The 11,597-nt window shown below is 66.1% G+C and carries 7 protein-coding genes; all 7 read right to left on the bottom strand.

Features of this window, described 5'->3' with window-relative positions; all coding sequences use genetic code 11:
* Positions 1-38: 38 nt before the first annotated feature.
* Complete coding sequence (locus tag HG549_RS16735) at positions 39-1,115, bottom strand: autotransporter outer membrane beta-barrel domain-containing protein (protein ID WP_170030643.1); 1,077 nt, start codon at positions 1,113-1,115, stop codon at positions 39-41.
* A gap of 316 nt (positions 1,116-1,431) precedes the next feature.
* Positions 1,432-2,226 (bottom strand): endonuclease/exonuclease/phosphatase family protein, encoded by a 795-nt coding sequence (locus HG549_RS16730; protein ID WP_170030641.1) that lies wholly within the window; start codon positions 2,224-2,226, stop codon positions 1,432-1,434.
* Between the two features lie 177 nt (positions 2,227-2,403).
* On the bottom strand, positions 2,404-4,557 hold the full coding sequence (gene glgX / locus HG549_RS16725; RefSeq protein WP_170030639.1) for a glycogen debranching protein GlgX: 2,154 nt from the start codon (positions 4,555-4,557) through the stop codon (positions 2,404-2,406).
* Positions 4,558-4,706: 149 nt separating this feature from the next.
* Positions 4,707-5,003: a DUF2934 domain-containing protein gene (locus HG549_RS16720; RefSeq protein ID WP_170030637.1), complete on the bottom strand. Its 297-nt coding sequence runs from the start codon at positions 5,001-5,003 to the stop codon at positions 4,707-4,709.
* Between the two features lie 14 nt (positions 5,004-5,017).
* Positions 5,018-7,792 carry a malto-oligosyltrehalose synthase gene (locus HG549_RS16715; RefSeq protein WP_170030635.1) on the bottom strand — a complete coding sequence of 925 codons (2,775 nt, stop codon included), beginning with the start codon at positions 7,790-7,792 and terminating at the stop codon, positions 5,018-5,020.
* The gene (gene malQ / locus HG549_RS16710; RefSeq protein ID WP_170030633.1) at positions 7,789-9,858 is read right to left on the bottom strand and encodes a 4-alpha-glucanotransferase; all 2,070 of its coding nucleotides are present in this window, start codon (positions 9,856-9,858) and stop codon (positions 7,789-7,791) included. The genes HG549_RS16715 and malQ overlap by 4 nt, the downstream gene beginning before the upstream one ends.
* On the bottom strand, positions 9,855-11,597 hold the full coding sequence (treZ, locus tag HG549_RS16705; protein ID WP_170030631.1) for a malto-oligosyltrehalose trehalohydrolase: 1,743 nt from the start codon (positions 11,595-11,597) through the stop codon (positions 9,855-9,857). The genes malQ and treZ overlap by 4 nt, the downstream gene beginning before the upstream one ends.

Genomic DNA, 11,597 nt, shown 5'->3' with positions numbered 1-11,597 from the left:
TGTGGGAGCGGGCGTGCCCGCGAAAGGGCCGAACCTGCCTACCACCGCATCCTGACCCCAAGGCTGCCAATCAATCCGTTCAGGTCATTGTCATCCACGTCACTGCTGTAGTCGGCACTGACAAACAACGCTACCGCCGGCGTCACCCGCGCCACCAGCCCCAGGCCCAGTTCTACCGTGGTGGAGTAACGCGAGCTGGAGATCTTGTCGACCTGGTCCAGCTTCAGCTCATCGGCATTGCTGAAGTCATACCACACGTTGGTACGCACGTAGGGCTCGATCGGCATGCCGCGCACATCGTAGCGCCCGGACAAGCGGGCACCCACCCGGCCACTCCAGCTCGGCTGGCTGTCGAAGGCCTGCAAGGTCTCTTCCTGGGCCTGGTTGCCGGGGAAGAACTGCTGGTTGATCAACTGCGCCTGCGGCTCGATCACCCACCCCCCACCCAGGCCGATCGGGATGCCACCCTCCAGCGAGAGGGTCATGGCGTGGCCGCTGTCGTCCAGGCGCTGGCCATTCTCGCTGCGGCCGTTGATGTCTATGCGCGAGCCCATGGCCACGGCATCCAGGTGCCAGCCCTGTTCATGGGTCATGCTCCAGTAGACGCCGAGGCTCTCGCCGCTCAGGTTTACCGCATTGCGTTGGTTGTCGCCCAGCCGCCGGCGCATGCCGTTGAAGTGGGTCTGCAGGTTGTTCTGCCCCACGAAGATGCCCGCACGGTGCACATTGCCGGCTGCCGTTTCACGCACGAACAGGTCCGGGCCGATGCTCAACTGCTGGCTGGGTGCCTCCAGCGGGTCAGGTGGCTGCGCGCCGCTGTGCGCGGGGCTGGGGAAGAACTGCGCCCACTGGCTGGCGTCCAGGTCCGGTACGGGTTGCCCGTGGCGCGCGCTCATTACTTGTGAAAACGCATTCAGGGTACCGATGCTCAAGCCACTGGCGCTGACCGGGTCGAGCGACAGCTGCGGCGGCGCGAGTTGCTGCAGGAAGCCGGGCGCTGTGGGGTCATCCTGCAGTTCGTACGCGATCGTTTCCACCGGGGTTGCCAGAAGCAGCGACGTGGAAACCGCATAGAAAATGCTGTCGAAGCGCGAGGGGTTCGAGGTGCTTTTCATGGCGCGGATCTCCTTGGTTTTGTGGGTACAGCCTGGGACCTGGCCTGAGGTCACGAGCTGTACCGCAAAAACAGTGAGCGACCCAAACCAGCACGCCAGCTTTTGCGAACGCGCACGAAGGCGCGAGCTAGAGGCCCGGCGCGAGAAATTTACTGCTAGACAAGATCAGCTAAGGAGAGGCCGCCGCTTGCGTCAAGAAAACGTGAAAAAAGTATCGGCTCGGCGTGATCGGGTTCAATGCCTTGATTTTAAACGTGAAAACATCGCCAATAGCGAGGTTCGCTATTTGCCGTCCCGGCACTATGAAAAATGATTGTTAGAGCCTGACTTCCACTGCCAAGGGCAGGTGATCTGACAGGTGCGACCAAGGTTTGTGCCCCAGAATACGCGGGCCATGGCTTTGTGCATTGCGCAGGTAGATCCGGTCCAGGCGCAGCAGCGGCAAGCGGGCAGGGTAGGTGCGGGCGAGGTGGCCATGATGGCGCTCGAAGGCTTCGTGCAGGTCGCGCTCCAGGCCCAGGGTACGGTTGCCGTGGGATTTCCAGTCGTTGAAGTCACCGGCGATGATCACCGGGGCGTCGCCGGGTAACGACTCGAGCAGCCTGCGCAGCAGTTGCAGTTGTTTCTGGCGGTGGCTTTCCAGCAACGACAGGTGCACGCAGATGGCATGCACGTTGTGCTGCCCGGGCACGTCGAGAATGCAATGCAGCAGGCCGCGGCGTTCGGGGCCGGTGATCGACACGTCGAGGTTGCGGTGTTCGATGATCGGGTATTTGGAGAGCAGGGCATTGCCATGGTGGCCGTCGGGGTAGACCGCGTTGCGGCCGTAGGCAAAGTCGCTCCACATGCTGTCGGCAAGGAACTCGTACTGCGACGTCTGCGGCCAGCCGGGGTAGCGTGCCGCGTGGCGATCGTGGCTGCCGAGCACTTCCTGGAGGAACACGATATCGGCCTGGGTGCTGCGCACCGCCTCGCGCAGCTCCGGCAGGATGAAGCGCCGGTTGAAGGCGGTGAAGCCCTTGTGGGTGTTCACCGTCAGTACCCGCAGGCGCTTCACGGCCGGGGCCTGGTTGACGCTGGCGAAACCTTTACCGCCGGCTTCGGGGTTCACGGTGGCTCCTCAGGTAACGGTATACACGCTTCAGTGTAGGAGCGGCCTTGCGTCGCGAAAGGGCCGCCCGGCGGCCCCCGTTTCCATCAGCATGCCAAGCCGGGCCGGGGCCGCTCTGCGGCCCTTTCGCGACACGAGGCCGTTCCTACACAAGGGACCCATGCCGGCGGTACAGGTTCACTCCTCGTCGCGCTGCAGAACCATCAGCAACAACGACCGCCCCTTGACCTCGAAGCTGCTGTCGAACTGCAGGTGCTGGCCCTTGCGCAGCTCCGGCCGGTCGGTATCGACCAGGCAGCTCCAGTAATCGCCTTCAGGCACGCTCGGCAGTTTGAACGGCACGATGTCATGGTGCGCGTTGACGATCAGCAGGACGGTGGCCTCGGCGCCTGGCCGGGCAATGCCACTGACCTGGGCACGGCCGTCGATCAGCATGCCCAGGCAGCGCCCGTGCGGGTCTTCCCACTGCTCCACACTCATCTCGCTGCCGTCCGGTGCCAGCCAGGTCACGTCCTTGACCCCGATGGCTTCATTGTAGTCACCCACCAGGAAGCGCGAACGGCGCAATACCGGGTAACTGAGGCGCAGCCGGGTCAGGCGCTTGACGAACTTCAGCAACTCCTGGCCTTCCTCGTCCAGCTCCCAGTTCACCCAGCCGATTTCGCTGTCCTGGCAGTAGGCATTGTTGTTGCCGTGCTGGGTACGGCTGAACTCGTCGCCGGCGACGATCATCGGCGTGCCCTGGGCGAACAGCAAGGTGGCGAAGTAATTGCGCATCTGCCGCATGCGCAGGGCATTGATCCCTGGGTCCTGGGTGGGCCCCTCGACGCCGCAGTTCCACGACAGGTTGTTGTCGGTGCCGTCCTGGTTGTTCTCGTCGTTGTCCTCGTTGTGCTTGTCGTTGTACGAAACCAGGTCGCGCAAGGTGAAACCGTCATGGGCGGTGATGAAGTTCACCGATGAGTACGGCCGTCGGCCGCGGTTGTTGAACATGTCGCCGGAGGCGGTCATGCGCGCGGCAAAGTCGGCCAGCTGGCCCTCGTCACCTTTCCAGAACGCCCGCATGGTGTCGCGGAAGCGGTCGTTCCACTCTGCCCAGCCCGGGGCGAAATTGCCCACCTGGTAGCCGCCCGGGCCGCAGTCCCAGGGCTCGGCGATCAGCTTGACCTGGCGCAGCAGTGGGTCCTGGCGGCAGGCAACGAGGAAGCTGTGGCGCTCGCTGTAGCCTTCATGGTAGCGGCCAAGGATAGTCGCCAGGTCGAAGCGGAAGCCGTCCACATGCATCTCGCCGGCCCAGTAGCGCAGTGAATCGGTGACCAGTTGCAGCACGCACGGGTGGCTGAGGTCCAGCGTGTTGCCGGTGCCGGAGTCGTTGATGTAGTAGCGCTTCTGGTCGGGCATCAGCCGGTAGTACGAGGCATTGTCGATACCGCGCATCGACAGCGTGGGCCCCAGTTCGTTGCCCTCGGCGGTGTGGTTGTAGACCACGTCGAGAATCACTTCCAGCCCGGCGTCGTGCAGGTGCGCGACCATTTCCTTGAACTCGGCGATCTTGCCACTGGCCAGGTAGGCCGGGTGGGGGGCGAAGAAGGCGATGGTGTTGTAGCCCCAGTAGTTGTTCAGGCCTTTCTGCAGCAGGTGCTGGTCGTTGACGAAGGCATGGATCGGCAGCAGCTCGATGCTGGATACCCCCAGCTCCTTGATGTGCCCGAGCAGCTCGTCGTTGGCCAGGCCGCCGAAGGTGCCGCGCAGGTGTTCCGGCACGGCGGGGTGGCGCATGCTGATGCCCTTGGTGTGGGCTTCGTAGATGATGGTGCGCTCCCAGGGGATCTGCACGCGCTCATCGCGGCCCCAGGTGAACGCCGGGTCGATGACCTTGCACTTGGGCACGAACGGCGCACTGTCGCGCTCATCGAACGACAGGTCGCCGTCGGGGTGGCCGATGGTATAGCCGAACAGCGCTTCGGACCATTTCAGCGCGCCGACCAATTGCTTGGCGTAAGGGTCGATCAGCAGCTTGTTGGGGTTGAAGCGATGGCCGTTCTCCGGCTCGTACGGGCCATGCACGCGGTAGCCATAGATCAGGCCAGGGTGCGCGTCGGGCAGGTAACCGTGGTAGATCTCGTCGGTGTATTCCGGCAGTTCGATGCGTTCGACTTCCTTTTCCCCGGTCGGGTCGAACAGGCACAGCTCGACCTTGGTGGCGTTGGCCGAGAACAGGGCGAAGTTGACGCCCAGCCCGTCCCAGGTGGCGCCGAGGGGGAAGGGCAGGCCTTCGCGGATGCGCGAGGGGGCAACGGAGCGGGTTTTCTTGGGCGTGCGCGGGCTCATGACGGTCCTCGAATGGCCGGGTGTTGGGAACGGAACGATGGATGGCTGGCCGGCCTTTCGCGGGCACGCGCGCTCCCACAGGGATCTCCCCAGCCGCTAGCCAGTACAGGCTCGTGGCAGCGGGCTTACCGCGAAAGGCCGGTAGCGGCTCAGCCGGCGGTGGGTTTCTTCACCGCACGTGGTTTCTTCGCCGCAGCCGGCTTGACGCCCGGCAACGCCGCTACCTTGGGCTCGGCGGGCGCCTTGGGCGCTGCCGCTGCTTTTGGCTTGGCCGCTACCTTGGCTTTGCCGGCGGCCTTGGGCTTGGCCTCGGGGGCCAACGCCTCGGCTTCGGCAAGCTTGCGCGCCATGTCCCAATGGCGGCTTTCCTGGCCCTCCGGTTTACCCTCCGATTCCCAGATCTGGTAGGCGAATTCGCGTACTCGTTTTTCATCGACACTCATCACGACGCTCCTGAATGCTAGGCATGTTCGATCAACAGGTTGACTGGGAACTCCGACAGCACGGTGCTCAACATCAACTCTCTAACAGGGCTGACAACGGCACCGCCAAAAAGTCCAGTCGAATTGGCAGGCGACAAGGCAAACGGCAAAGTTACCCGGGTGTCGTCCCAGTTCTGCGCCGGGATCAGGGGTATGGGGGCTGCGCCCAGCAGGCTACTGGCCAGGCGTGGCGCGATGATGACGGCGCGTTGGCCTTCGCCCAGGCGGGCGAACGCCAGCACCTTGTCGGCGTGGCGGCCCTGCACGGTCAGGGGCAGGTAGGCGCCACGGCGGAACAGCTCGGCATTGGCCTGGCGGCAGTCGAGCACGCGGGCAATCAGCGCCTGCTTGACCCGGCCGTCCTGCCACTGGGCCAGCAACTCGGCCAGCGGCGTGGCGTCGTCCAGGGTGTTGCGCCGGGCGGCATAGTCCACGGCCCGGCGGTTGTCCGGGTCGACCAGGCTGAAGTCCCAGTATTCGTTGCCCTGGTACAGGTCAGGCACACCGGGCGTGGTCATGCGCAGCAGGGCCTGTACCAGGCCATTGAGTGCACCGGGGCAGGCCAGCAGCTGCGCGGCTTCGGCCAGCGACTTGCGCAACTGCTGGTTCTCGCTGTCCAGCAGCAGGCCGTCGACATAACGCGCACAGGCAGCTTCATAAGCCTCGTTCGGTGCGCTCCAGCTGCTGCGCAGCTTGGCTTCTCGCACGGCCTTCTGCTGCCATTGGCGAATGCGCTCGGCGTACTGGCGCAGGCCATTGTCATCATGCGGGTCGAGCTCCAGCGGCCAGCTGCCGAGCAAGGTCTGCAACAGCATCAGCTCGTCGCCGGGGCTGGGCGCCGGGCCGTCATCCAAGGCTACGCGCAACGGGCTGGCCAGCTCGCGCCAGTGCTCCACCCGGCTGGCCAGCCACGGGCCGCGCTCGCTCAGCACCGCCAGGCGCGCGCGGGTGTCTTCGCCGCGCTTGTGGTCATGCGTGGCGGTGGCCAGCAAGTTGTCGGGAAAGTCGCGCAGACGCCGCTGCGCCTCGTTGTGGAAGTGTTCGGGTGGGGCGCTGAAACGCTCGGCCTCGAAACCGACGTCGTTGCGCGACAGCAGCCGGGCGCTGCGGTAGAAGGCCGTGTCTTCCACGGCCTTGGCGGCGCTGGGGGCGGTCAATTGCTGGAAGCGCACGCAAGCGTGGCGTAGTTGCTTGCGCGCATAGCCCGCTGGCAGCTTGCGCCAGGCCTGCCCGCCCAGCCACTGCTCGAGTTGTTCCAGGAGCGGCCAGTCGGCCTCGCTGAGGTCTTGCCGGGCGTTGGCCAGCGCCTGCTGGAAGAACGCTTCGTCTTGCGCCGGGCGGCCGCAGGCGTTGAAGTAGGTGCGGTACGCCGGGTAATGCGCCACCAGCGCCTGCAAGGCACGGCGGATCGCGCCCAAGGTCAGGTCGCGGGTCATCAGGTCGTTGCGCGCCACCTGCAGCAGCGCCTGGGCCACCGACTCGCAGTCCCCGGCCAGGCTGGCATTGAGCACCAGGTGACGGGCCTGGCGCACTTCTTCGCTGAAGGCAGGGCGCTCGGTCACGTTGGCCCACAGCTCGGTCAGCGTGGTCTCGCCAGCGGGGTCATGCTGCAGCAGCGATACCTGGTTCATGAACTCGTAGCCGGTGGTGCCGTCGGTCAGCCAGTCGCGGTGCAGGTGCTCGTCGGCGCCGAGGATCTTTTCCACGTAGATCGGGAAGTGTTCCAGTGCCGCGTGCAGCGGGCGTCGCGCCAGCAAGCCATCGACGCGCCGACGCAATTTGCGGCAGTAGCCACGCGGGTCGGCCAGGCCGTCGATATGGTCGATGCGCAGGCCATCCACCAGGCCGCGCTCGATCAGCTCGAAGAGCTTGGCATGGGTGGCCTCGAACACCACTGCGCGTTCGACCCGCAGGCCGCCGAGTTCGTTGATGTCGAAAAAGCGCCGCCAGTTGATGTCGTCGGCAGCGGTGCGCCAGCTGGCCAGGCGGTAGGTCTGGCGCTCCAGCAGCAGGTGCAGGCGCCGGAAGCCGGCCTCGCTGCGGCTGTCGAAGGCCAGCAGGGCCGCTTGCAGGTCGGCGCCTGCGTCCACCAGGCGGGCCAGCTCGGCGTGCAGCGGCAGGGCGTCGGCCAGCGGGTCGGGTGATGCGTTGAGGGCGGTGAAATGTTCGGCCAGGGCCTTCAGCGCCGGGTCCGGGCTCAAGGCCAGAATCCAGCCGTAATCGGCTGGGCAGATCGGGAACCGGTGCTGGTAATGGGCGATGTGCAGCACGCCTTGCTGCGCGTCGAATTGCAGCGGTATTTCACCCTGCTTCAAGGCCACGCCGTAGTCGCTGCCGAGGAATGGCAGCAGCAACTGCCCGGCCAGCAATGGGTCGCTGGAATGCCACTGGATGTCGAAGAACTGCGCATACGGACTGCGCCGGCCCCAGGCCAGCAGGCTTTGCCACCACGGGTTGTCGGCACCGCCGACGGCCATGTGGTTGGATACCGTGTCGAGGATCAGCCCCATGCCGTGCTGGCGCAGGGCTGCGACCAGCCGCACCAGGGCTGCCTCGCCGCCCAGTTCCGGGTTGACCTGGGTCGGGTCGACCACGTCGTAGCCATGGCGCGAACCGGCGCGGGCCTTGAGGATGGGCGAGGCATACAGGTGGCTGATGCCCAGCTGGGCGAAGTACGGCACCAGCGGCACGGCGTGGTCGAGGGTGAAGTCACTGTGAAATTGCAGGCGCAGGGTCGCGCTCAGGGCTTTCATCGGTCACGCTCCCAGGCTTGCTCGCGGGCCTGGGCCAGCAGCTCGATACGCCGGGCGGCATCCTCATCGTCGAGCAGCTCACGCACTGGCCGGGCAAAGCGCCGGCGCCAGTTGGGGTGGCCTTCGGTGGTACCGGGCAGGTTGGGTTGCTCGTCGCAGCCCAGCAGGTCTTCGAGGGGGACCAGCACCAGCGGGGCGCGGGTGTGGCCGACATAGCGAATGGCGGCGTCGATCACGGCGTCGTTGTCCTCAAGCAGGCCATAATTGGATTCCAGCGTGCGCCGCAGGCCGGCGTGTTCTTTCTGCCGGTCATGGCGCCAATGCAGTTCGGTAGCGGCATCGATCAGTTGCAGGCGGTGGCTCCAGTCGATATCGCGGTTCTCCAGCCAGCCGGCCAGGGGCGCCAGGTCGTGGGTGCCGGTGGTGGCCAGGGCGTTGTCCGGCCAATCCAGAATTGGCGTGAAATTGCCGGGCGAGGCTTGCTCGAACGGCAGCACCCGCATGCCCAGCACGTTGCGCCTGGCCAAGGCTTCGCGTAGCCCTTCGGGTACGGTGCCTAGGTCTTCGCCGAGGATGACCGCGCCGTGGCGCATCGACTCCAGCGCCAGCAGGCGCAGCAGGTCGTCCAGCGGGTATTCGAGGTAGGCCCCTTCGCTGGGCTTGGACCCACGCGGGATCACCCACAACCGGCGCAGGCCCATCACATGGTCGATCCGCAGCCCGCCGGCATGCGCCAGGTTGGCCCGCAGCATTTCGATGAAGGCGCGGTAGCCGTTGCGTTTCAGGCCTTCCGGGGAGAAGCCGCAGATGCCCCAGTCCTGGCCGGAACGGTTGAGGATGTCCGGTGGCGCACCCACGGTAAGGTTGGCCAGCAGCTCGTCCTGGCGGCTCCAGGCCTGGCTGCCGGCGCCGTCGGCACCCACCGCCAGGTCGGCGATCAGGCCGAGCGCCATGCCATTGCCGCGCGCGGCTTCCTGGGCGCGTTGCAGGCTGCGTTCGCTCAGCCACTGGCAGAACGCGTGGAACTCGATGCGCGCCGGGTAGCTGGCGGCAAAACTCTGCACTTCGGCATGGTAGGGGTCACGCCAGGCCTCTGGCCAGTTGCGCCAGTCGGCGCCGAGACCCTGATCGACGGCTTCGGCCTGCAGCACTTCGAAGCGGCAATGGTGTTCCAGCGCTTCGCCGGCGGCCTCGCGGAAACTCTCGAAGTCGCTTCGCTGCGGGTGGTCGCCTTGGCTGAAGTCCTGGTACAGCGCTTGCAACAGCCGGCGACGGGCTTCGGCTGCGCGCGGCCAGTCCACCAGCGGCTCTTGTTCCAGCGCTTCCAGCGCCTGTTCCAGGCCGCATGCTTCCACTGCCTGGCGCACGGCGCGTTCGCCGAGGATGGCCGCCGGGCTGGCGTACAGGCTGTTGAGCAGCAGCCGGCTGGAGGGGGAGTAGGGGCTGTAGTGGTGCTGGTCGAATGCCGAAAGTGCGTGGATCGGGCTGATGGCCAGGGCATCGGCTCCGCGTTCGGCGGCGCTGCGGGCCAGTTGTTCAAGGGCCATGCAGTCGCCATAGCCACCATCGCCTGGGCGCCGCAGGCTGTATAGCTGCACCGAGATGCCCCAGCAGCGCGCTGGCGGTTGGCTGACCCGCTCATGCAGCGCCACGCAACCGGCCGGTGCCACGGCCAGGGTGAAGGCATGGCCTTCGATCTGTAGTTGGTGGTAACCCGGTGGCAGCTGGCCAGGCAGCCGGCCCTGGGCATCCAGCTGCAATTGCAGCTGCGCCCCGTCCTCCAGGTTGCAGCGCACCGGGCTGCCGCCGGCGAAGTAGCGGTCGAGCGCCAGCGCCTGGCCCACATCCGCGGTCAGCAGGGGCGGCACATGCTCGGCATCGTCGCTGTGTGCGAGGCTGGCCAGGCTGTCACGTACCTGGGCATCGTCTGCGCAGCCATGGCCAAGGGCTTCCAGTACCCGGCGCAATACATCGTCACTGACTTGCTGGGGGCGGTTGTTGGCATCGACCCAGTCGCGGGCCAGCCCGGCCTGCCGTGCCAGCTGGTGTAGCAAAGGTTCGCTCATGGCGTCTCCGGGCTGGGTGGCAGCAGGCTGACCACGCAGCTGTAGGGCGAAAGGGTGGCGTCCGTGTGCGCGTCGGCGCTGCTGTCGAACAACCGTAGCCCGGCCTGCGGCAGCGCGACGGGCTGGGGTTGCTCGGCCAGGTTCAGGTCGATGCGCAAGGTGCTGCCATCACCCAGGCGCCAGCTGGCACTCAGCGCCTTGGCACCGAGCACCTTGGCACCCAGCGCACGCGTGCCTGGCAGGCGTGGCAGCAACTGCTGGCGGCGTACTGTCAGCAACTGCTGATAGAGCCCATGCCAGCCGGCGAGCACGTCGTGCCGGTTCGGGCGTGAGCGTTCGAACGTCTGCACGGCGTTCGGGTCGGGAATGCGGGCGCGCTGTTCGGGGTCGGCAAAGGCCGGAAAGTGCGCGAATTCGCCGCGCCGGCCTTCACGTACGGCGTCGGCCAGTTCGTCGTGGAAATCAGTGAAGAACAGAAACGGCGCGCGGCTGCCGTCATCGTCGCCCATGAACAGCAACGGAATCATCGGGCTCAGCAACAGCAGGGCGGTCGCCGCCCGTAACGCCGCAGGTGGGCACAGCACGCTCAGGCGTTCGCCCAGTGCCCGGTTGCCGATCTGGTCATGGTTCTGCAAGAACAGCACGAAAGCGCTGGGGGCGAGGTGGTCACTCGGTTCGCCCCTGGGCTGGCCGTGGCGATTGGCTTCGCCCTGGAACACGAAACCTTCGCCCAGGCAGCGGGCCAGCTTGTCGATCGGCTGGTGCTTGTAGTCTTCGTAGTAGCCTTCGGTTTCGCCGGTCAGCAGCACGTGCAGGGCGTTGTGGCCGTCGTCGTTCCACTGCGCGTCGAAGCCTTGTTCCAGCAGGAAGGCCTGGTTGTGTTCGTTTTCCAGTACCAGCCATACCTGGCGGCCGGGTTCGACCGCGGCGCGCACCCGTTGCGCCAACTCGACGAGGAAATCCGGCTGGTCGATGGCATGCACCGCATCCAGGCGCAGGCCGTCGAAGCGGTACTCGCACAGCCACATCAGGGCGTTCTGGATGAAGTACTCGCGCACCTGCGGGCGCCGGAAGTCGATGGCCGCGCCCCAGGGCGTCTGGCGGTCTTCGCGAAAGAACGGGCTGGCGTACTGGTGCAGGAAATTACCGTCCGGGCCGAAGTGGTTGTAGACCACGTCGAGCATCACCATCAGGCCATGGCCGTGTGCCTGGTCGATCAGCTGGCACAGTTGCAGCGGGGTGCCATAGGAATGCTGGGCGGCGAAAGGCAACACACCGTCATAGCCCCAGTTGCGTGCCCCGGGGAACTGGCCTATCGGCATCAGTTCGATGGCGGTGATGCCGGTGGCGGCCAGGCGGGGCAGCAGGCTGGCCACGCCTTGGTAGCCGCCCAGCACACCCACGTGCAGTTCCTGGATCACGGCTTCGTGCCAGGGTCGGCCTTGCCAGTGGTGCTGCCATGGATAGGCGGCGATATCCACCAGCTGGCTTGGGCCGTGGACACCGTCGGGCTGGTAGCGGGACGCAGGGTCGGCCACCTGCAGCTGCCCGTCGATCCGGTAGTGATAGTTGTCGCCTGCCCGGGCCGGGGCGACTCCGCTGTACCAGCCATCCTCAGTGGGCAACAACTCTATCGCCGGCTGTTGCTCCAGTTCCACGCTCACGCTGCGCGCATCGGGTGCCCAGAGGGCGAAGCGCGCCGACGTGGCGTCCAGCAAGTGTGCGCCATGCCTGTGCAT

The organism is Pseudomonas sp. SK, from assembly GCF_012975065.1.
GTDB classification, from domain to species: Bacteria; Pseudomonadota; Gammaproteobacteria; order Pseudomonadales; family Pseudomonadaceae; genus Aquipseudomonas; species Aquipseudomonas anuradhapurensis.
The sequence above is the reverse complement of the archived record's forward strand: the minus strand, read 5'-3'. Positions and strand labels throughout refer to the sequence as shown.

Coding starts and splice junctions, on each gene's coding strand:
- HG549_RS16735 (WP_170030643.1), bottom strand. CDS start 1,115: ATGAAAAGCACCTCGAACCCCTCGCGCTTCGACAGCATTTTCTATGCG.
- glgX (WP_170030639.1), bottom strand. CDS start 4,557: ATGAGCCCGCGCACGCCCAAGAAAACCCGCTCCGTTGCCCCCTCGCGC.
- HG549_RS16715 (WP_170030635.1), bottom strand. CDS start 7,792: ATGAAAGCCCTGAGCGCGACCCTGCGCCTGCAATTTCACAGTGACTTC.
- malQ (WP_170030633.1), bottom strand. CDS start 9,858: ATGAGCGAACCTTTGCTACACCAGCTGGCACGGCAGGCCGGGCTGGCC.
- treZ (WP_170030631.1), bottom strand. CDS start 11,597: ATGCACAGGCATGGCGCACACTTGCTGGACGCCACGTCGGCGCGCTTC.